22 protein-coding genes, 1 other RNA gene and 1 other annotated feature are annotated in these 23,664 nt (G+C 38.7%); all 23 genes read right to left on the bottom strand.

The window, feature by feature from the left end:
* Positions 1-4: 4 nt before the first annotated feature.
* The 23 genes from HMPREF1151_RS04065 to HMPREF1151_RS03960 all read right to left on the bottom strand — a co-directional run bounded on the left by HMPREF1151_RS04065 (position 5) and on the right by HMPREF1151_RS03960 (position 23,491).
* A complete protein-coding gene (locus tag HMPREF1151_RS04065) occupies positions 5-1,135 on the bottom strand; it encodes an efflux RND transporter periplasmic adaptor subunit (protein ID WP_009661294.1) in 1,131 nt (376 codons plus the stop codon).
* A 260-nt stretch (positions 1,136-1,395) separates the two neighbouring features.
* Positions 1,396-1,737: a transfer-messenger RNA gene (ssrA, locus tag HMPREF1151_RS09650) on the bottom strand.
* 29 nt (positions 1,738-1,766) lie between these two features.
* Complete coding sequence (gene bioF / locus HMPREF1151_RS04060; RefSeq protein ID WP_009661177.1) at positions 1,767-2,930, bottom strand: 8-amino-7-oxononanoate synthase; 1,164 nt, start codon at positions 2,928-2,930, stop codon at positions 1,767-1,769.
* A 1-nt stretch (position 2,931) separates the two neighbouring features.
* Positions 2,932-3,660, bottom strand: a complete 729-nt coding sequence (locus HMPREF1151_RS04055; protein WP_009661214.1) for a 6-carboxyhexanoate--CoA ligase — start codon at positions 3,658-3,660, stop codon at positions 2,932-2,934.
* The gene (locus HMPREF1151_RS04050) at positions 3,657-4,151 is read right to left on the bottom strand and encodes a hypothetical protein (protein WP_005377617.1); all 495 of its coding nucleotides are present in this window, start codon (positions 4,149-4,151) and stop codon (positions 3,657-3,659) included. The genes HMPREF1151_RS04055 and HMPREF1151_RS04050 overlap by 4 nt, the downstream gene beginning before the upstream one ends.
* 155 nt (positions 4,152-4,306) lie before the next feature.
* Positions 4,307-4,687 (bottom strand): glucosaminidase domain-containing protein, encoded by a 381-nt coding sequence (locus tag HMPREF1151_RS04045; RefSeq protein ID WP_005377606.1) that lies wholly within the window; start codon positions 4,685-4,687, stop codon positions 4,307-4,309.
* A 21-nt stretch (positions 4,688-4,708) separates the two neighbouring features.
* Positions 4,709-5,179, bottom strand: a complete 471-nt coding sequence (smpB, locus tag HMPREF1151_RS04040) for an SsrA-binding protein SmpB (RefSeq protein WP_005377596.1) — start codon at positions 5,177-5,179, stop codon at positions 4,709-4,711.
* A gap of 31 nt (positions 5,180-5,210) precedes the next feature.
* Positions 5,211-7,550 carry a ribonuclease R gene (gene rnr, locus HMPREF1151_RS04035; RefSeq protein ID WP_009661100.1) on the bottom strand — a complete coding sequence of 780 codons (2,340 nt, stop codon included), beginning with the start codon at positions 7,548-7,550 and terminating at the stop codon, positions 5,211-5,213.
* A 70-nt stretch (positions 7,551-7,620) separates the two neighbouring features.
* On the bottom strand, positions 7,621-7,857 hold the full coding sequence (gene secG, locus HMPREF1151_RS04030; protein WP_005377589.1) for a preprotein translocase subunit SecG: 237 nt from the start codon (positions 7,855-7,857) through the stop codon (positions 7,621-7,623).
* Between the two features lie 5 nt (positions 7,858-7,862).
* Positions 7,863-8,531 (bottom strand): RNA polymerase sporulation sigma factor SigH, encoded by a 669-nt coding sequence (gene sigH, locus HMPREF1151_RS04025; protein WP_009661189.1) that lies wholly within the window; start codon positions 8,529-8,531, stop codon positions 7,863-7,865.
* Between the two features lie 128 nt (positions 8,532-8,659).
* Positions 8,660-9,196, bottom strand: a complete 537-nt coding sequence (locus HMPREF1151_RS04020; protein ID WP_009661160.1) for an NYN domain-containing protein — start codon at positions 9,194-9,196, stop codon at positions 8,660-8,662.
* Positions 9,197-9,205: 9 nt separating this feature from the next.
* A complete protein-coding gene (rlmB, locus tag HMPREF1151_RS04015; protein WP_009661308.1) occupies positions 9,206-9,943 on the bottom strand; it encodes a 23S rRNA (guanosine(2251)-2'-O)-methyltransferase RlmB in 738 nt (245 codons plus the stop codon).
* Entirely contained in the window at positions 9,936-10,421 is a 486-nt protein-coding gene (locus tag HMPREF1151_RS04010; RefSeq protein ID WP_009661203.1) for a Mini-ribonuclease 3, read from the bottom strand. The genes rlmB and HMPREF1151_RS04010 overlap by 8 nt, the downstream gene beginning before the upstream one ends.
* Positions 10,411-11,859: a cysteine--tRNA ligase gene (gene cysS / locus HMPREF1151_RS04005; RefSeq protein ID WP_009661119.1), complete on the bottom strand. Its 1,449-nt coding sequence runs from the start codon at positions 11,857-11,859 to the stop codon at positions 10,411-10,413. Before cysS ends, HMPREF1151_RS04010 begins: the two co-directional genes overlap by 11 nt.
* A gap of 49 nt (positions 11,860-11,908) precedes the next feature.
* Positions 11,909-12,114: a binding site (T-box leader), on the bottom strand.
* 218 nt (positions 12,115-12,332) lie between these two features.
* Positions 12,333-13,286: a bile acid:sodium symporter family protein gene (locus HMPREF1151_RS04000; protein WP_232198011.1), complete on the bottom strand. Its 954-nt coding sequence runs from the start codon at positions 13,284-13,286 to the stop codon at positions 12,333-12,335.
* A 118-nt stretch (positions 13,287-13,404) separates the two neighbouring features.
* Positions 13,405-14,865, bottom strand: coding sequence for a glutamate--tRNA ligase (gltX, locus tag HMPREF1151_RS03995; RefSeq protein WP_009661302.1), 1,461 nt, complete (start codon positions 14,863-14,865; stop codon positions 13,405-13,407).
* Positions 14,866-14,867: 2 nt separating this feature from the next.
* On the bottom strand, positions 14,868-16,040 hold the full coding sequence (gene ispD / locus HMPREF1151_RS03990; protein ID WP_009661191.1) for a 2-C-methyl-D-erythritol 4-phosphate cytidylyltransferase: 1,173 nt from the start codon (positions 16,038-16,040) through the stop codon (positions 14,868-14,870).
* Positions 16,033-17,181: a PIN/TRAM domain-containing protein gene (locus tag HMPREF1151_RS03985; RefSeq protein ID WP_009661299.1), complete on the bottom strand. Its 1,149-nt coding sequence runs from the start codon at positions 17,179-17,181 to the stop codon at positions 16,033-16,035. Before HMPREF1151_RS03985 ends, ispD begins: the two co-directional genes overlap by 8 nt.
* 70 nt (positions 17,182-17,251) lie before the next feature.
* Positions 17,252-18,628, bottom strand: a complete 1,377-nt coding sequence (gene radA, locus HMPREF1151_RS03980) for a DNA repair protein RadA (protein ID WP_005377590.1) — start codon at positions 18,626-18,628, stop codon at positions 17,252-17,254.
* Positions 18,629-18,783: 155 nt separating this feature from the next.
* Complete coding sequence (locus HMPREF1151_RS03975; RefSeq protein WP_009661075.1) at positions 18,784-21,234, bottom strand: ATP-dependent Clp protease ATP-binding subunit; 2,451 nt, start codon at positions 21,232-21,234, stop codon at positions 18,784-18,786.
* Positions 21,235-21,390: 156 nt separating this feature from the next.
* Positions 21,391-22,455, bottom strand: a complete 1,065-nt coding sequence (locus HMPREF1151_RS03970) for a protein arginine kinase (protein WP_009661083.1) — start codon at positions 22,453-22,455, stop codon at positions 21,391-21,393.
* A gap of 10 nt (positions 22,456-22,465) precedes the next feature.
* A complete protein-coding gene (locus tag HMPREF1151_RS03965; RefSeq protein ID WP_009661288.1) occupies positions 22,466-23,005 on the bottom strand; it encodes a UvrB/UvrC motif-containing protein in 540 nt (179 codons plus the stop codon).
* A gap of 6 nt (positions 23,006-23,011) precedes the next feature.
* Complete coding sequence (locus tag HMPREF1151_RS03960) at positions 23,012-23,491, bottom strand: CtsR family transcriptional regulator (protein WP_005378713.1); 480 nt, start codon at positions 23,489-23,491, stop codon at positions 23,012-23,014.
* Positions 23,492-23,664: the final 173 nt, after the last annotated feature.

Here is a 23,664-nt window from a genome sequence, read left to right as displayed (position 1 = left end):
CCTCCTATTGTTTAGCTGTATCAATTTGTGTTTTAGACAATTCAGTGGCTTGTACCTTTGCACCATTTTTAACCTTAGTTAAACCATCTACAACGATTTCATCACCATTTACAAGACCAGATTTAACGATTGTGAAAGCCCCTGTAGTGCCACCAAGTTCAACAGCCTTTTGAGATACTGTTCCATCTTGACCGATGACATATACAAAGTTTTTATCCATAATTTGTAAAATAGCTTTTGTAGGTACCAAAATGGCATCCGTTAATTTTTCACCAGGAGAAATAACGGTAGCAAACATATTAGGTAACAATAAATGGTCAGGATTAGGGAAGGAAGCTTTCAAAATCAACTTACCTGTGGAAGGATCTAATGTTCTTGCCGCTTGAACAACAGAACCTACTTGATTATATTCCTTGCCATCAGCTAAGCGTAATTTTAAATTAAGACCGCTGTTTTCATCACCAGAACGAGTAGCCATGAATTCAAGATACTCTTGTTCAGTCATGCTAAATTCAACAAAAATAGGATCTACAGAATCGATGGTTACCAATGTCGTAGAGCCAGCATTAACAAATGTACCTATATCAACAGCATCCATACTCAATGTGCCGGAATATGGTGCATAAATGATAGTATCACCCAAGTTATCTTGCGCAATCTTCAATGCTGCTTGTTGTGCTTCTACAGCTGCTTTAGCTTGCTCTGCAGCAGAACGTTGAGTATCTACGCGTTGGCGTGCAATCGCGTCTTGACTTGCCAATGTTTCGTAACGACCTAAATCAGTTTCTGCATTTTGATAATCTGCATTAGCTCTTGCTACATTAGCTTCCGCTGTTGCTACATTGGATTCATATTGGCGAGAGTCGATGCGATATAAAGGTTGACCAGCTACTACTTGGTCCCCACCTTTAACAAATTTTTCCACCACATAACCAGTAACACGAGCATGTACAGCCACAGAATTTTCTGCCTTAACCGTACCCGTATAGGTTTGATCAACTTGTGCGTTTTGCGATACGATTTTATACGAGTTTACCGCCACATCAGCTGATTGCTGTTGTTGGCTACCACAGCCTGCCACCAGTAAAGCAGATACTGCTAATACTGCTAACATGCGTGAATATCGAGACTTCATTACATGTACTCCTTTTCATAACACTAAATTTATAAGATCCAAATTCATAAATATCTCAATATATTGTACTTTATTCCGATTAGATAGTCAAGATTTCTATGTCCTATAAACCTAGATAAAATCTATGTTTATATGCATTTAATTGTGTGCAATTTCACACCATATTTTGTTGACTTTCATAAAAATTTGTGTACAAAGCAAAAAATACCGAAGACTTAGTATCACTACACGATACTAAATCTTCGGTATGAATCATCTCATGGTGGAGATGAGGAGAGTCGAACTCCTGTCCAAAAGCGTTGCCATATAGACCTCTCCGAGCACAGTCTATGATTTAAGTCTCAAGTACCTATCGTTCACAGACAAACTACAGTACTCCAGTTCATGTTGTCTCGCCTAATTCATATGAACGACTAAATTAAGCCAGCCTACGGTTTGACGTCCATTCACACTTGGTAGGCACAAGTATGAGGGACGTAGCTTATGCAGCTAATGCAAAATTTTCTTCTGCGTTTAAATGTTTTCCCACCGTTTAACGGCCCAATGGAACGCCGACTCGCTATCTATACCACACTCGCCCCTGTCGAAACCTTTACATCCCCATGGGTTTGTTGGTTTATCTATCATACCCCTAATGTATATTCATGTCAACTAGTAATTCATGTAGCGTTTGTGCTACATAATCAAGTTGTTCTTTGCTATGAGCAGCAGTCACCGTCATGCGGAGGCGACTTTCACCAACAGGAACCGTAGGAGGTCGAATGGCCGTAATAATAATGCCTCGTTCTTCTAACTCACGGGCCAATGTTAAGGCTCGTTCATTCTCGCCTACCACAATCGGGAATATCGGTGTTTCATCATCACAATCAATGCCCATAGCCTGTAATTTATGTGCCATATATACAGTATTATCACGTAATGTATCGACCACAGATGGTTCATCTCGTATAATTCGTAGGGCCTCTAAAGCCGCACCGATATCCGCCGGTGACAAAGCTGTAGAAAATATAAAGCTACGACTATAGTTAATCAGGTATTCTATTAATTCCTTACGCCCCGCCACATAGCCACCAACAGAACCTAAAGCCTTGCTCAAGGTACCAAGCTGTACATCTACATCGGTTAGACCAAAATGATGAGCTGTGCCTCGCCCATTACCGATGACGCCAGTTGCATGCGCATCATCTACCATAAGAAGGGCATTGTATTCCTTGCTTAACTCATATAGTATATCCAATGGTGCAATATCACCATCCATGCTAAATACACCATCTGTAATAATCATTTTATACGCCGATTTGTAATTCTTAAGGATATATTCCGCATGTTCTACATCTTTATGTTTATACCGCTCAATATGAGCTCCACTAAGACGACATCCATCGATGATGCTAGCATGGTTCAATTCATCGCTAATAATGACGCTATTCTTATTCATTAGGGCCGTAATCGTACCGACATTAGCCATATACCCCGTATTAAATACGAGAGACTGCTCTGTTTCTTTAAAATTTGCTATGGCGATTTCCAGCTCCTTAAACAATGGAAAGGATCCCGATGTCAGTCTAGCACCCCCAGAACCTGTGCCATATTGTTGAATTGCTTCAATGGCCGCTTGTTGTACACGAGGTTCATGGGTAAGTCCCAAATAATTATTAGATGCCATCATGATATACTCGCTATCACCGCGTTTTACACGCACCGCATCTAAAGGCTCATAGGTCTTAATCGTTCTCTTATTTTGTTCTTGTTCTTTAGCCTCTAGTTTTTTCTGAAAGTCTTGATAATAATCCACGTTACCACCGTACCAATACTGTTGTATTTTCTAAATAATCGACAATTTCACGAATAGGCTTATCGGTATCTACAAAAAATACACGGCCCCCGATAGGATTTCCCATTTCTTTCATATTCGGAATGCGATGATATATGCCATTACACGCCACATACCCCACTGTATAATCAGGATCATCAGACCAACAAAGTTCGCCTACAATCCCTGGACAAGATTGTACCTTTGTAGCCAGTACAAGAGCTTCACGCATGTGCACATTCATAGGTCTTGTTTCGTTGCCACACGCATCCATATGACTTACACGAACACCGCGCATCGTGTCTTGATCCAATCGCACACCTGTATTGGCATCCATTAGAATAGCACCACGCATATTACCTGGTAGTTGGCCTAGTTCTGTGAAAGCATGTTCTACGGCCTTATGCGACACTACTGACTGTAATAACTCTTTTGCTAATTCATGCGATTCTTTTACAGACTCAGTCTGATGTTCATCAATAGCGATACAATCAACGTAAGCAATATCTTCATCATGAACCGCATCTATACGAATATTTATAAAATCTGACTTGCCTTTACTATGATGCAATGCACGATGAATTAAAGAGGCCGCTACAGATTCTAAATCACTTTCCTCTACAATGCGTTCAGCACCTGATATATGACGGCCCCCTTCTTCATGAGGTCCCCCTTCTGCACCACGCATGCGAATACTGTATAACCCCATCATCGCACGACCTTTCGAGGTACACTATGCGTAGCAGCGGATATAACCTTTTTAAATACAGCAGTCATAATTGGCGCTACAACAGCAGTAAAAATCATACCTGGTACTGCGAGCATAACCATAGCTAGAGCTCCTTTACCAACATAGACGGATAGAGTTAATCGAGCTACCGTCGAAGCAATAGGACCGCTTAGGATTACACCAAGCATATGATTTTTGCAAATCCACAATAAGAAACCCACAACTAATCTAAACTGCATAGCAATAGCAACACTTAGAAAATTTTGTGTTCCCAATGCCAACCCAATAAGACTGGATAAACAACCACTGATGATATACTTTTTAAACCCAAATGCCGCACAAATTGCCACCGCTAGAGGCGCTGATAACTGGAACTCAATGCCCGGCACAAGATTAGGAATCTTGATAGCTCCCAAGATAGTAATCATAGCAGTTAAAATACCGATTTCTGTGATTTGACGAATTTGACTCATAGTATTCACCTCTTCATGTACTTACATTGTCAACTATATAAATCACACTTTGTTTACATTATAAGAAAATGTGTGATTTTTATCAACTTATATTTTGTATTAAGTTAACAATATGCATAAAAATAAGGGACTGTAAAACAGTCCCTTAACCATATTTAGAAATTGATTGTATTAAACACTTGTAATACAGAGCCATAATAAGAATTAAAATCTGCTGTAAAGTATCCGCCATTGTACAAGGCATTGATATACGAATACAGAGATGTAGCATTTGTCATGCCATCTTCTCTATAGTATGTCAAGTAATTACCAAAATAGTTTGCAAAATCAATAAAATCCGTAAAATGTCTCCAGCTGCCATCTGATGCTGTAACACCACCTAGATTATGATGGGTTGCTTGTAGTTGAGATGTAAACCCACCTGTTTCAATGTACCATTGAGTATATATAAATTTAGGATCTACATGCACTCCGTTTTCAGCTGCTTTTTGAGCTGATATTTTTGCCAAACTATAAAAGTATTGATTAACTTCCACTAAACATCCTCCTATTATATATCAGTATTTTTGTTGTTCTTTCAAACGCTTAGCAATGTCACGCTTTGCATCCCGTTCTGCCATATCTTGGCGTTTATCGTACAATTTTTTGCCTGTTACAAGACCAACCGTTACCTTCACATAGCCACGACTAAAATGAAAGTTCAACGGAATCAAGGAGAATCCCTTTTCTTTCACTTGTTGGAATAATTTTTTTATTTCCGATTTATGCATCAATAGTTTACGTGTTCGCTCGGGCTCATGATTAAAGCGATTGCCCTGTTCATAAGGACTGATATGAACACCGTAGAGAAGCATTTCGCCCTTATCAATGCGGATAAAGCTATCCTTCAGATTTAATTTACCTTGGCGAATTGATTTAATCTCTGTTCCCGTCAATGCGATGCCCGCTTCATAGGTTTCATGAATATTAAAATCATGACGTGCCTTACGGTTATCTGCAATTAATGATGGAGCATCTTTCTTTGCCATAGTCACCTCACAATAGCTATTAATATTTTTATTATCGTTTACGTTTCTTTACTTTTTTCTTAGACCCTTTATGGTCTTTGCGTCCCTTTTTATTCTTTGGAGCACTAGATGTGCCAGAATATTGTTCTCTTCGTTTAGAAGACTTGCTATGCCCCTTGCCTTTTCGTTTAGATTGTTTAGAGATACCAGAACGCCCAAACGGTTTCTTTTCTCTTACCCCTACATAACCTTCGGAATTCTTCATCATTTCTTGAATTCTCATAAGATTATCCACTTCGCCGAGTACGAAATCGATTTGACGTTTTTCTACATCAGCTTTCACCAATGTCACCGTTACCGTATCACCTAAATGATAGATTTGACCCGTGCGCTTGCCAACTAAGAGGAAATGTTCTTCATCGTAAAAATAGTAATCATCAGTCATCATGTTCATATGAACAAGGCCATCGATACCATTATCTAACTCTACAAACATACCAAAGGATGTAATACTAGATATTTTGCCCTCAAAGACTTCGCCAATAAACGGAACCATATATTGGGTTTTCTTTAAATCGACTGTGTCGCGCTCAGCAGCTACAGCCACTTGTTCACGTTCTGAAGAATGCACAGCAGCACGTTCTAAAAATTCTGTTTTAGTATCGCGGTTTGCATATCCATCAGGCCATCCCATATCAGCTTTTAATAAGCGATGTACCATGAGATCTGGATATCGTCTAATAGGCGATGTAAAGTGTGTGTAGCATTTCGACGCCAACCCAAAATGGCCTGCATTATCGATGCTATATTTAGCTTGTTGCATAGAACGCAATGTCATGATTTGAGCCACTTGTTCAATATCCGTGCCCTTAACAGCATCTAAAATATGTTGGAACACGCGTGGCTCTAATTCATCAAGATGTAATCGAATATCTTGCCCTAAATAATTGAGTACCTTTTGATACATACTCATCTTTTCTTCGCTCGGTGTTTCATGGATACGATATACACTCGTACGGTTTGTATTCTTGAGATGAGTAGCTACCGTTTCATTAGCTATAAGCATACATTCTTCAATAAGTCGTTCTGCTAATGTCCGGTCGCGACGTACAATGCGCAATGGTGTGCCTTCTGTATCTAAAAGCACCTTATATTCAGGAAAATCAAAATCCAATGCACCACGACGACGACGCATATCATTCAAAATCTTTGCTATATCGGATAAATTGTGAATCATCGGCATAAGAGGCGCCAAGTCATCAGGAATGATATCCTCAGTTAATGCTTTATAAATCTCTTTATAACTGCAACGGCGATTGACATGGATAATAGATGGTTGAATCCGATAATTAACAACCTTACCATGTGTATCAATTTCCATCATACAGGTCATGGCATATCGATCTTCGCCAGCGTTTAAGCTACAGATACCATTGGATAACACCTCTGGTAACATAGGGATAACTCGGTCAACTAGATAGACGGATGTCCCCCGTTTATAGGCCTCTCTATCGATAGCCTTTTGTGACACTACATAATGGCTTACATCGGCAATATGTACACCTAGTTCATAGTTACCATTATCGAGTTTACGACCACTGACTGCATCATCAAGGTCCTTTGCATCTTCACCATCGATGGTAACCATTGGCACATCGCGTAAATCCCAACGTTTGGGATCATCTGTAATGGTCGTATTGATATGTTGACTCGCTTTCACAACATCTTCAGGGAAGGAAAATGGCAAGTCATAATTAGCCATAATACAGTTAATATCAAGGCCTACATCCCCTTTGTAGCCCAATACTTCTGTAATGACACCTTCTGGTTTCTTATCGCCTTCTGGCCATTTGATGATTTTTACGAGGACCTTAGCACCACTGCGAGCATCTAAAGTATTATGTAAATCGACATAAATATCGGTACCCAATCGTTCATCATCAGGGATGACAAAACCAAAGGATTGCTGTCTGTCATAGGTACCTACAACAGTTTCATTAGCTCGTTCTATGACTTCAGTGACAACACCTTCTCGTTTATGGCGTGAATCACGAGATGTGATAATACGTACACGAACCTTATCATTGTGCATAGCAGTGCCCTTATTTTGTTCTGCTATATACACATCCTCTTCATCAGGAGCTGTGATAACAAATCCAAAGGATTTTCTATAGCCCTTGTAAATACCTTCAATAAATTCTGTATCATTATTATAGGCGTATACATCTTTTCGTATAAAGCTTAAGCGCCCCTCTTTTAATAGCTCTTTAGCGGCATCCATAAAGGCATCCAGTTCACGTCCACCCTTAATATGACAATCCATAGCAGCATCATCGATATGATACGTATGGGGATAAATAGATTTATAAAACGCTAACACTTTTTCTTTCATACAAACACCTCCTTTGCATAGTATTAATATATGCTGAAAAAAAGAAAAGCCTGCTAGGCAGGCTTTCAAATTAGAATTGGTTAATCATTGCCCCTAGAACTAAGCTCAACACAGCAAAGATAATACCTAAAATGATTGTACAGCGAGATAAGAACCCATCTAAACCACGTTCTTTACCACCGAATGTAGAATCTGCCGCACCAGAAACGGCGCCGCCCATACCAGAACTCTTACTAGTTTGAGCAATTACAACAACAATCAATAAAATGGACACAATGATTTCTAAAACCATCAAAAAATTTGTCACAATAGTCATCCTTCCTGTGTAGGAACATCTAATACACGATGTTCCAAAAACTTCTCTAATTTACGTTTAACCCTTTGTAAAGCATTATCAATCGACTTGATGCTACGGTCAGTACCTTTTGCCATCTCCTGATATGATTTACCATCTAAATAGCCTTCTAACACTTGCCACTCTAGATCACTTAAAATATGTCCTATGTTTTTTTCGATGTCATCTAGCTCTTCTTGGCTAATAATGAGGTCTTCAGGATTTGTGCTTCGTGCTGATGAAAGCATTTCTAACAAGGTCCGTTCAGACTCTTCTGTGTACACAGGCTTATTTAAAGAGATATAAGAATTGAGTGGAGCGTGCTTTTGACGTGTCGCAGATTTTATGGCCGTAATAATTTGCCTTGTAATACATAGTTCTGCAAAGGCCCGAAAAGATGCTAATTTATCATGTCTAAAATCACGAGTAGCTTTATACAAGCCAATCATGCCTTCTTGAATGATATCATCTCGATCGGCACCTACAAGAAAATAGGTACGCGCCTTAGCGCGCACAAAATTTTTATATTTATTGACTATATAGTCGATTGCAAACTCATTTTGCTCTTGTTGAGCTATGACCACAACTTGCTCATCAGTCATTTCTCTGAAATTGTAATCGGACTTTTCCGTATGAAAATTGTTCATAGGTCCTCCATACAATCACATATTGTAGAAATACCAATATATGTTATTATACTTGAATTATATATGTTCTGCAATATTTATGAAATAGAATGTACTTCATACTACTACAGTAGGTCTATCTGTTCTGCTTACTTTGTACCTCTCCGTATGGCTTCTAGTTTTTCAGCCACATCAGGATCTAAGTGGTCATATACTTCATTTCTCCTGAGTACCATTTGGTCTCGATGATGTTTATGTGTATATTGCAAGCGTTCCTCTTGCTTGGCAAGACGCATATCATTTTGTAATTCTCTTGCTGGAATCCGAAGTCCACCAGAACCTAATATTTGATTTTGTTCGGCTCCGTCTGAGGTGACAACATAAACATTGGTATACTTGCCTTGCCGTAAGAATACCTCTCGTTCAATAAAAGAATCTGCCGTTTCACCATCATCTGTATATACTTCAATAAATCCTTTAGTGATTTCTTCTATGCTCGCTATAGACTTAGTATATTTACCATCAAAAACGAGTATAACCTCATAACCTTTAAATTTACCATAGTTTAAAAGTTGATTACGCAATTCCATTCGAGCGTGTTCCAAGGATTCATTAGCCAGTTTTTTTAAACTTTGCCATGCGAAGATGACATTATATCCATCGACGATTAAAATATCCTTTAGCATGCAGCACCTCTATTTTACCTTCATAGTCCGTTGTCGAACTGCTTCATACATAAGAATGGCAGCTGCTACAGATGCATTTAAAGAATTTAAATTGCCATACATCGGAATGGTAACTAGGAAATCACAAGCTTCCTTTACAACACGGCTAATCCCCTTACCTTCATTGCCGATGACAAGGACAGTAGGTATGGTTAAATCGGCTTCATACAAGGTGCGATCACCTTCCATATGAGCGCCAAGAACCCAGAATCCTTGTTTTTGCAACTGTTTAATCGTTTGCGTAACATTACCGACTTGAACGAGTGGAATCTGCTCTACCGCACCGGCAGATGTTTTAGCAACCGTTGCATTAATAGGTGCATTATGGCGTTTTGGAATCAAAACTGCTGTGGCCCCCACACACTCAGCAGTACGGATAATAGCCCCCATATTATGAGGATCCTCTACACCATCCGTCAAGATAAGCAATGGATTTTCATGATTAGACTCTTGCAGTACTTCTCCAAGGTCTTTAAATTCTACAGCATTAACAAAAGCAATGACACCTTGATGAGGTACATCCGTCTCATAGCGATTCATCTGCTTAACAGGGGTTGGACGAACCTCAACTCCCTTGGATTTTGCTAGTCCTACGATGTCAGATAAACCCGTTTTAACTTTGTCATCACTCACCAAAATGCGTTGTATAGAACGGCCTGCTTTTAATGCTTCCTTTACGGCATTTCTGCCTACAATATAATTATCCATGTGAAAGTCCTCTTAATGTAATAGAATAGGCCTCTTTCATCAATTCATTAAGTCGGTCCTGCTGACCTGTTTCATATAGGAAACCAAGGACTGCTTCAAAGGCGGTACTATTTCGATATTCTCGTACAGAACTACTCTTAGGTACATTGACATTACTATTTCGAGCTCGTCTAGCAATTGTTTGTTCATCCTCTGTAAGCATTGATTCTAATTGATCCAATACTTTTGACTGAGATTTTGCACAAATAAATTCAATTACCAATGTATGTAGAACCTGAACCTTTGAAATACTCATTTCTACAACGCGTTGTCTAATGTACATAGAATACACAGCATCACCAATATAGGCCAACATAACAGCATCTGAAGCTAATACTTCAGATGCTGGTTTAGATACAAAAGAATGGTCTTCCGTATCTAAGAGTATTAATTTTTTTATAGCTTCTTGTTTCAGAAATTGAAATTGCTTAAATTTCACGCTTTTTCCACCGTGCTCCTGTAGGAGAATCTTCAATTGTAATACCAATTTCAGCTAATCGATCGCGAATGCAATCGGCAAGAGCCCATTGTTTTTGCTCACGGCACGCTTGGCGAACAGATAAAATAACGTCCATCAATTGTTCGTATTCTACAGCGTCAGCACCAGTATTACCTTCCCAAGCTTTTTCTAATACGCCAATGACCTCTGTCATAAACTTGAAGATACGTTTTACCTCAGCGATTGCTTCTTGGCAAACAACACCTTCACGACCTGTTACAGCTTGGTAATAAATGTTGATTTCTTTAGCAAGTCCGAACATGCTAGATGTAGCTAAAGCAGTATTGAAATCATCGCTCATAGCAACTTCGAATTCTTCTTCATATTCTTTAGCTTTTTCTAATAAACGTTGAGCATCATCACAAGGGCCAGCTTCACATTTTTCAAGATATAAAAGATTTTCGATAGCAGTGCCTAATCGTTCCAAAGATTTGTTAGCTTCTTCTAAACGTTCATCGGAGAAATCCAATGGACTACGATAATGTGTGCTTAATAAGAAGTACCGTAAAGCATCTGGACTATATTGTTCCAAAATATCTTTCACCAAGAAGAAATTATTCAAGGATTTAGACATTTTTTCAGAATTAATCGTAATAAATCCATTATGCAACCAGTATTTTACAGAAGGATGATGGCCAGAGCAGCCTTCAGATTGAGCAATTTCATTTTCATGATGAGGGAAAATCAAATCACTACCACCGCCATGGAAATCGAATTCTTCGCCTAAATATTTTTGGCTCATAGCGGAACATTCGATGTGCCAACCTGGACGACCGTTGCCCCAAGGACTTTCCCAGAATGGTTCACCTGGTTTTGCAGCTTTCCAAAGTGCAAAGTCCATAGGGTTCTTTTTACGACCATCTACTTCAATACGAGCGCCAGCTTCCATATCATCTAATGTACGGCCAGACAATTCACCATAATGGTCAAATTTTTCTACGCTAAAATACACATCTCCATCTAGCTCATAAGCAAAGCCCTTATCAATAAGCGTAGAAATCATCTTGAGAATATCAGGGATATGAGTAGATACGCGTGGATATACATCAGCACGTTCTACACCAAGTGCATCCATAACTTCAAAATAGCTATCGATATAACGATTAGCAATTACGTCCCATGCTACGCCTTCACCATTAGATGTATTAATAATCTTATCGTCTACATCAGTGAAGTTTTGTACATACGTTACTTTATATCCTACATGTTTCATGTAGCGACGAATTACATCCCACGTTACAAAAGGACGAGCATTCCCAATATGAGGATGGTTATATGGTGTTACACCACAAACATACATCTTTGCTTCACCTGGTGTTACAGGAGTAAATACCTCTTTTTGGCGCGTCATTGTATTATAAACTGTAATTTCTCTCATCGATACTGATGCCTCCATATTCGAAAAATAAAAAAGAACCCTCATCTCATACAGAGACGATGGTCCGCGGTTCCACTCTGTTAGGTACCAATGTAGTACCCACTCATCGCATAACGGCGCGTCACCGGACAAACCTACCTATAATCGGGATGTCAGCTCATGAATGCATTTCGTCTACCTATCCTTAAACCCTCCCACCATCGGTTCTCGCTAAAAAGTTAGTTGTAGAGTACTTCTTTCAATCTTAGCTTTTAATGTATACCTATATTAAGATATAAAATAATTTTACCAATAATGCTAGATAATGTCAATAATTACAAGAAAAACCTCCATCTTCTGTACCATTGAATATATCCCTTTATTAAGGGAATTAAACATATTATGGATTGCGAAAATGGAGGTTTAACTACATCTTTTATTGAAATGTATTATCAGTTAAAGCTTTTAAAATGATGTACCTACTCTATTGTATACTAAGCTTGTTCTAATTTTTCTTTATCGTCATGTTTACGACAAATACCGGCAAAAATAGAGCCTGTAAAATTATGGATGATAGAGAATACTGCACCGGCCACAGCTGCTTGCGGTGTAAAATGTTTCATCGCTAATGACACGGACAATGCAGAGTTTTGCATAGCCACTTCAATTTGCATAGCACGACGAGATGATACATCAATATTAAGAACCTTACAAATAAAGAATGTAACAACATAGCCACTTAAGTTTTGTACTAAACAAGCCACAAAGATGATGAGACCTGTTTCAGCAATTTGTTTTTGGTTAACCGCTGTTACGGCAGCCAAGATAAGTAATACTGCAATGGCCGCTATAGTAGGACATACAGATTTAACAGGTTCAATTTTAGATCCAATAAAGTAATTCAATACGATACCTAGAATGATTGGAACCAATACGATTTTAACGATGGATATAAACATCGGCATAAATTGAATTTCAATGGATGATGTAGCACCTGCGTACAATACTACAAATAATGGTGTTAAAATTGGAGCCAATAATGTAGATACGGTCGTGGCAGATACGGACAATGGCACATTACCATTAGCCAAGAATGTCATTACATTAGAAGCTGTACCACCTGGACATGCACCTAGCAAGATGAAACCAATACCAATTTCTGGTGGAAAGTTAAAAATAAAAGCTACTAAAAAGCCTGCTAAAGGCATCCATAAAAATTGAATGACAGATACGAGGATAACCTTCATTGGTTGTTTAAACACATCAAGAAATACTTGTGCTGTTAACGTTAAACCCATAGCGAACATTACAAATTGTAACATATATGCCACATATGGCGTCATCCATGCAAAAAATGTCGGTAGCATATAAGCTAATACGGCCATCAATAAAACTATCCAAGATAAATAGCTATTGAAGAGATGGTTAATAGATCGAATTAAACTCATCAAAACACTCACTTTCATAAAAATCAAAATAAAATACGCCGATAATTATAGCAAATCTGTACATTATATACAACAAAGGCCCTCACACCATTGGTATGAGAGCCTTTCAATAGTTCTATTATTTAGTTAAAGCACCTACATTGTCTAAATGATGTAAGCATTTTTCTTTACCAAGCAATGTAACAATATTGTTTAAGTCAGGACCATGCATTTGACCAGTCAAGGCAACACGCAATGGCATGAATACAAATTTACCTTTCAAAGCAGTTTCTTTCATAACAGCCTTGATAGCCTTTTTAACGGCTTCTGGTGTAACTTCGTCCATGTCTGCTAATTTTTCTTTGAAAGCATTCAATACAGTTGGCGCAGATTCCTCGTTAAGCACTGCCTTTAACTCTTCTTCATGACCTTCTTCGAGGAATACTGTTTCCCCCATGAACATGCCTACATGATCTTTAATTTGAGCACCAAAGCTAATATGATCACGGAATGTAGAACAAAGTAATGTTAACCAATCAATATCAGATTGATTCAAGCTATCTGGAGCTAAACCAACTTCTTTTAAATGTGGCAAGCAAAGGCGGAATAATTCTTCATCGCTCAAGTTTTTCATGTAATGGAAATTGATGTGGTTTAATTTATCGATATCAAATACAGCTGGGTTCTTAGCAACGCGATCCATAGAGAAGGCTTGAATCAATTCATCTTGTGTAAAGAATTCTTCTTCACCTTCTGGAGCCCAACCAAGAAGTGCCAAGAAGTTTACTAATGCTTCTGGCAAGTAGCCCAATTGCTTGTATTGATCAACAGATGTAGCACCATGACGTTTAGACATCTTCTTATAATCTTTGCCAAGAATCAAGGAGATATGACCAAATGTAGGAATTTCCCAACCAAGTGCTTCATAAATAGCCATTTGACGAGGTGTGTTGGATAAATGTTCTTCCGCACGAATAACGTGAGTGATTTTCATCATGTGATCATCCATTACAACGGCAAAGTTATATACAGGGATACCATCGGATTTTACGATTACAAAGTCACCTACACCATTGGACTCGAAGGATACATGACCACGAACCATATCATCGAATGCATAGGTTTTATTCAAAGGTACGCGAAGACGGATAGTTGGTTTTCTACCTTCTGCACGATATTTTTCTTTTTCTTCTTCTGTAAGATGGCAACAATGACCATTATATTTAGGGGTTTCACCGCGTTCCATTTGCGCCTGACGTACTTCATCAAGCTCTTCAGCTGTACAGAAGCATTCATAAGCTTTATCTTCATCAAGTAAGCGTTGTGTTACTTCATTATACAAATCAAGACGTTCTGTTTGACGATAAGGACCATTTTCACCACCTACGTCGATGCCTTCATCCCAATTCATACCGAGCCATTGCAAAGATGCTTTAATATTTTCTTCACTTTCACGAGTAGAACGAGATAAATCTGTATCCTCAATGCGAAGTACAAACGTACCTTTTTCCTTACGTGCTAATAGCCAGTTGAACAAAGCGGATCGAGCACCGCCAATATGAAATGGACCTGTTGGACTTGGCGCAAAACGTACCTTCATAATTAAACCTCTCCTTCATATACGGAAACTACTGCCTGTGCTGCAATGCCTTCACGGCGACCAATGGCACCAAGCATTTCATTGGTAGTAGCCTTAATACTAATGCGATCTAATGGAATTTCTAAAACAGATTGTAAATTAGCCTTCATCGTATCGATGTGTGGCTTTAATTTTGGCGTTTCAGAAATAACCATAATATCTATATTATAGGCTTCTAAGCCTCTTTCTTTCAACAAGGAATTCACATGTTTTAATAAAATCATGCTAGAAATCCCTTTATATGCATCATCTTCTGGTGGAAAATAGTAGCCGATATCCTTTAAACCAGCAGCACCAAGTAAGGCATCCATCAGCGCATGAATCAATACATCTGCATCGGAATGACCATCGGGGCCAACAGGCGATTCGATATGAACACCGCCCAAAATACAAGGTCTTCCTTCCTTCAATCGATGAATATCATATCCAAAACCTACGCGCATCTGTTGCTCCTTGATTCCTAAATACCGTTTAGCCACCGCTATATCGTTTGGTGTCGTAACCTTGATGTTCTCATAATCGCCATCTAAAATGTACACATCTTTACCGATATATTCAACTAAGGACACGTCGTCCGTCCCCAAATAAGCATCACGCTGAGCCGTTTCTTGAGCTTCTTTGAATATATTTTTTAGGAAACCTTGTGGCGTTTGAATATTCATCAACTCGTTACGATTCAATGTTTCTAAAACCTGTCCATCGATATCAACACGCTTAATCGTATCTGTAGATGGTACACCTATAGTCACAGCACCATGAGTCTTGGCGCCTTCAATAACACTTTTAAATAACTCTGGCTTTGCTAAAGGTCTAGCTCCATCGTGAACGAGGACAATATCCATATCATCGCTAACCGCTTGTAAACCTGCATACACAGAATCTTGTCGCTCTTTGCCACCTGTGATAATTTTAATTGATTTTGAAAGCCCTAATGACGCAATATGCTGCTTCATATAGGCTGCTTCGCCATCAGCAACAACGAGAATAACTTCACTCACTGCTTTAACTTGTTCAATATTACTTAACGTCCATTGAATAATCGATTTATTGCCAAGTTTAATGAAAATTTTGTTCTCATCATGACCCATCCGGCGACCTGCGCCAGCAGCTAATACAATACAGCTAACCTTACTCATGCTTACCTCCATCTACACGCGCAAAAATCATACGACCTGCACTTGTTTGTAAAATGGATGTAACCATAACCTCAACCTCTTGACCTACATATGGACGACCGTCTTCTACGACAATCATAGTCCCATCATCTAAGTAGGCAACGCCTTGTTGAATCTCTTTACCTTCCTTCATCACTTGTACGCGAATCCATTCACCTGCAATGAGGGCCGGTTTTAATACATTGGCTAATTCGTTTAAATTTAAAACCTTAATGCCTTGTACGCGAGCCACCTTATTGAGATTAAAATCATTGGTCATAAGCTTCCATTGTTTCTCTAAAGCTAATCGCATCAATTTAGAATCAACTTCGTGTAGATCATCATAGTCATCTTCTACAATTTCAATAGATACAAGTTTTGCATCCTGCATTTCTTTTAAAATATCTAACCCACGACGGCCACGATTTCGTTTCATCGCATCTGCGGAGTCGGAAATAATTTGTAACTCATTTAAAACAAAGACAGGAACTACCAATGGGCCATCAATAAACCCAGTAGCGCACAGCTCCTTAATACGCCCATCAATAATAACAGAAGTATCTAATAACTTTGCAGTTGAATTTGAGTCACTGGACTTGTGAGATCCAAACATGTTGAAGCCTCTACTTTTTTTAGTCCCCGCTTCACTGCGTTTCCATTGCTTTAAATAGTTAAGATACATTTCAGGTCCCTTACGGGCCATCAAACGTACACCGCTATAGCCAAAAATGGCACTTAAGATGATTGAAATATACGGTCCAATGATAGGAACCTGATTGAATGCTGCACCAATTAAATTAGCAATAATAAGACCAAATAATAAACCGATGGTGCCTGCAATCAATTCTTGGTTAGGAATATGTGTTAATACCCGTTCCAATCGTCTAGCAATGACTAAACCTTGTTTTAAAATAAAGGACGAAATAAAATAGCCTATTAAAATACCAATTATTGTACCAAGCACAATAACTGAAATACGTGCTACAGTGAGCGACATATCTCCAAAGCTTGCAAATTGAGATACTAAATAAGGATCAATAATAGGGGCTAAATTGTCCATACCTACGTATGCGGCCGTACCGATGAGGATAGCAATCACATACCGTAAAATGCCATAAATCATGGCATCACCTCCTTCAAATACCATAGAGTTTATACTCAATGAATTAGCCTTCTATGAACTATAACATGTATTAAGAAAATGCGAGTTGCATCGCTTGTGCAATTGACGTAACACCACGGATTTGAATAGACTTATCATCGTGCTTAATTTGCTTGTAGTTCCCTTCTGGGATAATAAACTTTGTAAAGCCCAATTTCTTAGCTTCATTAATTCGTTGTTCTATGCGTGGGATACTACGAACATTACCGGTCAATCCAACCTCTCCAAGAATCACCATGTCATGAGGCACTACGCGATTTTTTAAATTGGATACAATGGCAACGGCCATCGATAAATCACAAGCCGGTTCATTAACCTTTAACCCACCGATTACATTGACGTAGACATCCTTATTGCCCAACGTAAAGCCGCAGCGTTTTTCCAATACTGCTAGTAGCACAATTAGACGATTCAAATCATAGCCAATAGCCGTACGCCTTGGCATTCCAAAGGCTGTTGTAGCTACCAAACTTTGAACCTCTACCAGAATGGGACGAACCCCTTCTAGATAAATCATGACCGCACTACCACTTTCATCATCTGCTCTTTCAGCTAACAAGGACGCCGACGGATTAGCCAGCTCTGCTAAACCATCTTCAATCATGGTAAAAATACCGGTTTCCGATGTGGAACCAAAACGATTTTTGATGGCTCGTAATATACGGAACTGATAGGAACGTTCCCCTTCAAAATAGAGTACTACATCCACCATATGTTCAAGCATACGAGGGCCTGCAATATTGCCTTCCTTTGTTACATGACCAATGATAATGGTGGGAATATTCTGTTCTTTACAAAACCGTAATAAATGCGATGTACACTCACGAACTTGACTAACACTACCAGGTGCGGCTTCAATATCTGCAGTAAACATTGTTTGTATGGAGTCGATGACCAGTAATGATGGTTTTGGATCTAACGCGACCTCAAGAATATGGTCTAAATCTGTATCGGCTATCACATGTAATCGTTCGCTATTAATATGTAATCGTTCCGCTCGCAATTTTAATTGTAATTGTGATTCTTCGCCAGATGCATATAAAACAGTACCAACTGTATCGGCCACCTTTTGAGAAACTTGTAAAAGCAATGTTGATTTACCAATACCAGGGTCACCACCTAATAACATTAATGCACCAGGCACAATACCGCCACCAAGCACTCTATCTATCTCCTTATAGGTCGTAGGAATTCTAGACACAGCTGACATTTCAATATCTGGCAATGCCACGGGTTTAGTCGTATTGGTGCCCACCCCACGCACAGATGGTGTACGGCTGTGTTTAGTGTCTTTCACCACTTCTTCAACCAGTGTATTCCATTCACCGCATTGAGGACACTTTCCCATCCACTTGGCAGATTCAGCACCACAATTATTACAAAAGAAAACTGTTTTTACCTTTGCCATACAACCCCCATGAAAAGTAAAAGGTCATGAATGATAATTCACTCATGACCTTTTGTGCATAATTTATACTACGGTCAACTATTATCACTAATAGTATACCATTTTGACATTAAATTTTACATAAAAGACTGTATGAAAATAATATCTATTCCCAGTTAATTAGAAGCTTTTACCACAATGTGTTCATCTTCTACATCGGCCTTGATGATAGCTCCTTCAGGAGCATTACCTTGTAAAATAAGATCTGATATAGGATCTTCAATTAACCGTTGAATAGCTCGTTTCAATGGACGTGCGCCCATAGAGAAATCAGATCCTTCTTTCACAAGCAAATCCATAGCAGCTGGTGAAATTTCTAGTGATAATCCCATATCACCAAGACGTTTTACTACAGTATCCATTAAAATTGTAACAATTTGTTTTAAATCGTTTGACGTTAAAGCATGGAATACAATCATTTCATCGATACGATTCAAAAATTCAGGACGGAAATGACGCTTTACAGAATCCATAACAGATTTTTTTGCTTCCTTAAAATTAACAACACTAACATCTTCAGTGTTGCTATCAGCCTTCTTAGCTGCTAAAAATCCTAGTTCAGGTGAATCCTTGCGCAGAGCTTTAGCACCTAGATTACTCGTCATGATGATAACAGTATTTCTAAAATCAACAGTGCGACCCTGACTATCTGTTAATCGACCATCATCAAGAACCTGCAATAAGATATTAAAGAAATCTGCATGAGCCTTTTCTACTTCGTCAAGTAAAATTACGCTATATGGTTTGCGGCGAACTGCATCAGTTAATTGTCCCCCTTCTTCATAGCCAACATAGCCTGGAGGCGCACCTACTAAACGCGATACAGTATGCTTTTCCATATATTCGGACATATCTAGGCGAATCATCGCCGTCTCATCACCAAATAAGGCAACAGCTAGGGCACGAGCCAATTCGGTTTTCCCAACGCCAGTAGGTCCTAAGAATAAGAATGACCCAATAGGACGTTTAGGATCTTTTAAACCAGCTCTAGCGCGGCGAACAGACTTAGAAACGGCCACAACAGCCTCATCTTGACCAATAACACGTTTATGAAGCTCTTCTTCTAGATGTAATAATGATTCAGATTCTTCCTGTGCGATTTTAGAAACAGGAATCCCCGTCCATTGTGCTACAACAGAGGCGATATCTTCGTCAGTCACAACTAACTTAGCATCGCTATTTTCCTTAGCCGCTTTTTTCTTATCGTTGATTTCCTTTTCAATGCGCTTTTCTTCATCACGCATCTCAGCCGCCTTCTCAAATTCTTGAGCTGTTACAGCCGCTTCTTTTTCCTTTTTTACATCTGCTAATTGTGTCTCCAATGCTTTCACATCGGGTGCGGCAGAAAACACTTTCATCCGCACCTTAGATGCTGCCTCATCGACAACATCAATAGCCTTATCTGGCAAGAACCGATCCGTAATATAACGACTGGATAGTGAAACCGCGGCTTCCAATGCTTCGTCGGTAATCTTTGCCTTATGGAAGGCCTCATACCGATCACGTAATCCTTTTAAAATTTCAAGTGCGTCTTCCTCTGATGGCTCACCAACAAGAACAGGTTGAAATCTGCGTTCTAAAGCAGCATCTTTTTCTATATGTTTTTTATATTCATCCAAGGTTGTAGCGCCAATCACTTGAAACTCACCGCGAGCTAATGCAGGTTTTAAAATATTTGCTGCATCCATAGCGCCTTCAGTGGCACCAGCGCCAACTAATGTATGAATTTCATCGATGAATATAATCATATCGTCATGTTTTTGAACTTCATCAATGGCTTTTTTCAATCGTTCTTCAAATTCGCCACGATATTTCGCACCGGCTAGCATGGAACTGATACTCAATGAAATAATTCGCTTATTACGCAGAATTTCTGGCACATTACCATTTACGATGCGCTGAGCCAACCCTTCTGCAATAGCCGTTTTACCTACACCTGGTTCACCGATAAGCACCGGATTATTTTTAGTGCGGCGGCTCAAAATTTGAATGACCCTCGCTATCTCTTTATCCCGACCAATAACGGGGTCAATTTTACCTTGCTTAGCCGATTCATTTAAATCTGTGCCAAAATCAGCAAGTTCACCTAATGAACTATTATCTTTCCTATCTTCCGCACTATGACTAGCGCTGTCAGAAGAGCCGAGAATTGTTCGAATCGTATCCACAATATCATTTGCACGAATATTATGATTGCGCAATATACCTACTGCTACGCCACCACCATCGCTCAACAGACCTAATAGAATATGTTCTGTCCCCACATAATTGTGGTTCATATGATTAGCCACTTCAACAGCTAACTCTAGCACATGTTTTACACGGGGAGTCATATAGACGGAACTAGCCTTCTTATTACCTCGTCCTATATGCTCTTCAACATCTTCAATAATAGTTTCTGCACTGAGACCAAGCTCATTAAGAGCCTTTGCGGCAACACCATTTTTAACCTTTATGAGCCCGATGAGTACATGCTCCGTTCCCACATAGTCATGCCCTAGTTCTAAGGCCGCTTCTTGGGCGAAGGATATCACTCGTTGTGCATCATCTGTAAACCGTTGCATCATATGTATTACCTCGTTCGCAAACATCAGTTTGCGTTCTTTATATAAACTTCATTCATGAAATGAAGGTACATTTTATCAATCTATATAAAATGGAATTTCTCGAATATCTCCATGAATAGTATTCTTAAATATCACAGAAAATAGGAAAATCACTTATTATTTTTGTGAAAGTTTTTCTCTAATAACTGTTGCTCTATAATTATCGCATTCTTGAGGACTTATCTCATCTTTTCCCATATATTTAAGTAAAAAATTAGGTCTTGTAATAGCCACCAACTCATTAAAACTATCGTTCGACCATACTGGTAAGATATTTAAATCTACACCTAATTGAACATCGCTTAATTTTTCTAGGGACTCCTGACCACTTATAGACCTTGCATATCGCAATATACCATAGGACCGCCACAAATGATCTTCAAGACCATCTTTATCATTGTGCACCAATGTTTGGCGACATTTTCGCTCTTCTGCTATGATACCTTCTACAATTTTCGTCAATTGCTCAATGGTATCGGCTTCGCTAATGCCCATCGTACGTTGATTAGACACCTGATACATATGACCTAATGCTTCAGAGCCTTCGCCATATAAACCGCGCACAGAATAGCCAAGCTGAACAATACTGCGAACAAGACGATTAATGCGTCCAGTCATTGCTAATGCAGGAAGATGAAGCATAACAGAGGCGCGTAAACCGGTACCCACATTCGTTGGGCATGCAGTTAAATAGCCAAAAGATTCATTAAATGCAAATGGTTGCTTCTCATCAATAGCATCATCAATGCGTTCTGCATGGTGAAAAGCATCTATTAAATTCAGGCCCGCCTCCATAGTTTGTATGCGCAAATGGTCCTCTTCATTAACCATAATTGCTACCGATGCGTCATCGGATACAAGTAAGCTACGATATGGCATTTTTTCAGCCATAACAGGACTAATCAAATGTTTTTCCACAAGAATAGCACGCTCTGTATCGGATAATTTATCAAGACTAATACAGTAATAATCTTGATTGTCGGAATTTTTTAACGTAGTAACCAAACCACGTGCAATGGAATCAACATGATGTAGAGCGGCTCCATCATTTTTATTGGTAAATAATGTGTCTCTAAAATTCCGAGCTAATCGTATACGACTAGAAATAACGATATGATCTGAATCGGATGGCGTATGTTGAAGCCATTTACTAAGGGCTGCATCTAATATATTATCAAACATACTATCCTCCTCAATTTTCTTTACTATCGACCTTCGATTCTAAAGCTTTGATTTTATCTCTAATTTGAGCTGCTTCTTCAAAGTTTTCATCACCGATGGCCGTTTCTAATTGACGTCGTAATTGCTTAATTTCATATTGTGCTTTAAACACATTATGCCCTTGGTTTGGTACGCGTCCTTCATATTCAACTGACCCTTGAATGCGTTGAACCAATGATGCAATCTGATTTTTAAAAGTTTCGTAACAACTAGGACATCCAAATTTCCCAAATCGATTAAAATCTTCAAATGTATTTCCACAATTTGGACAGCATTTCATCTGCTGTGATTGCAACATATGGTCTGGGTACACCATATTTTTGAAAAAATCATTGGAGAAAAAGTCATTGTCCCAAATATCATTTACGAAAGAACTAAATGGAGATAACTTACCATCTTTTTGTAATTTATTAGCACAGGACGAACATAAATGTTGTTCTGTTTTTTGATTATTAACGATATTTGTCATATGCACTGTTGCTTCATTTGTATGGCAATGATCGCATTTCATATGACATCACTCCTTCCGCAATGTCTCTATCATGGATGCATAAAGATTGCGAATAGCATCATTTCTAGATTCATAATCTACATGTTCAATGATGCTGGCAAATGAATTATGCATCATTTGAGCCTCGCGCTTTGTAATTTTATTATCTTGTAACAATTGAAATAAAGATTGATCAACATCGCGTAAATCGATTAACCGTTCCACGCGATTTGGACCTTCATAGATATGATAGGTTGTCACTGCTGGTACCATATTAGAAGATTCTGGTTGCAACTTACGAATTCTAATATATCCACCTAATCCACGTCTAGATTCAACATCAAATCCTCGTTCATTAGAGAAACGCGTACTCAATACATAGCTAATCTGAGATGGTGCACAATCTAATTCATCGGCCAACTCATTTCTCTTTAAAATCAATCTTTCTTGTTCTTCTGTTAATTTATTAAGTATAAATTTTTCTATTTTATCAGCTATAACGCTCATAATAACACCTCTTTATAAATTTATCTCTTAATTTGTCTTTTTGTTCTTTTAATATAGTTTTATTATATTTGACTATTTGACTATTGTCAAATATAAAGTCAAATTTTTATAAATTATTATTTGACTATTACCAAAATACGTAAATTTATTATATGAATTACGCCGCCAAATCA

This window comes from Veillonella sp. ACP1 (assembly GCF_000286635.1).
Taxonomy (GTDB): domain Bacteria; phylum Bacillota; class Negativicutes; order Veillonellales; family Veillonellaceae; genus Veillonella; species Veillonella atypica.
The sequence above is the reverse complement of the archived record's forward strand: the minus strand, read 5'-3'. Positions and strand labels throughout refer to the sequence as shown.

Coding starts and splice junctions, on each gene's coding strand:
- HMPREF1151_RS04065 (WP_009661294.1), bottom strand. CDS start 1,135: ATGAAGTCTCGATATTCACGCATGTTAGCAGTATTAGCAGTATCTGCT.
- HMPREF1151_RS04055 (WP_009661214.1), bottom strand. CDS start 3,660: ATGATGGGGTTATACAGTATTCGCATGCGTGGTGCAGAAGGGGGACCT.
- HMPREF1151_RS04050 (WP_005377617.1), bottom strand. CDS start 4,151: ATGAGTCAAATTCGTCAAATCACAGAAATCGGTATTTTAACTGCTATG.
- smpB (WP_005377596.1), bottom strand. CDS start 5,179: ATGGCAAAGAAAGATGCTCCATCATTAATTGCAGATAACCGTAAGGCA.
- rnr (WP_009661100.1), bottom strand. CDS start 7,550: ATGAAAGAAAAAGTGTTAGCGTTTTATAAATCTATTTATCCCCATACG.
- sigH (WP_009661189.1), bottom strand. CDS start 8,531: ATGAACAATTTTCATACGGAAAAGTCCGATTACAATTTCAGAGAAATG.
- HMPREF1151_RS04020 (WP_009661160.1), bottom strand. CDS start 9,196: ATGCTAAAGGATATTTTAATCGTCGATGGATATAATGTCATCTTCGCA.
- rlmB (WP_009661308.1), bottom strand. CDS start 9,943: ATGGATAATTATATTGTAGGCAGAAATGCCGTAAAGGAAGCATTAAAA.
- cysS (WP_009661119.1), bottom strand. CDS start 11,859: ATGAGAGAAATTACAGTTTATAATACAATGACGCGCCAAAAAGAGGTA.
- HMPREF1151_RS04000 (WP_232198011.1), bottom strand. CDS start 13,286: ATGAGTTTAATTCGATCTATTAACCATCTCTTCAATAGCTATTTATCT.
- gltX (WP_009661302.1), bottom strand. CDS start 14,865: ATGAAGGTACGTTTTGCGCCAAGTCCAACAGGTCCATTTCATATTGGC.
- ispD (WP_009661191.1), bottom strand. CDS start 16,040: ATGAGTAAGGTTAGCTGTATTGTATTAGCTGCTGGCGCAGGTCGCCGG.
- HMPREF1151_RS03985 (WP_009661299.1), bottom strand. CDS start 17,181: ATGATTTATGGCATTTTACGGTATGTGATTGCTATCCTCATCGGTACG.
- radA (WP_005377590.1), bottom strand. CDS start 18,628: ATGGCAAAGGTAAAAACAGTTTTCTTTTGTAATAATTGTGGTGCTGAA.
- HMPREF1151_RS03975 (WP_009661075.1), bottom strand. CDS start 21,234: ATGATGCAACGGTTTACAGATGATGCACAACGAGTGATATCCTTCGCC.
- HMPREF1151_RS03970 (WP_009661083.1), bottom strand. CDS start 22,455: ATGTTTGATAATATATTAGATGCAGCCCTTAGTAAATGGCTTCAACAT.
- HMPREF1151_RS03965 (WP_009661288.1), bottom strand. CDS start 23,005: ATGAAATGCGATCATTGCCATACAAATGAAGCAACAGTGCATATGACA.
- HMPREF1151_RS03960 (WP_005378713.1), bottom strand. CDS start 23,491: ATGAGCGTTATAGCTGATAAAATAGAAAAATTTATACTTAATAAATTA.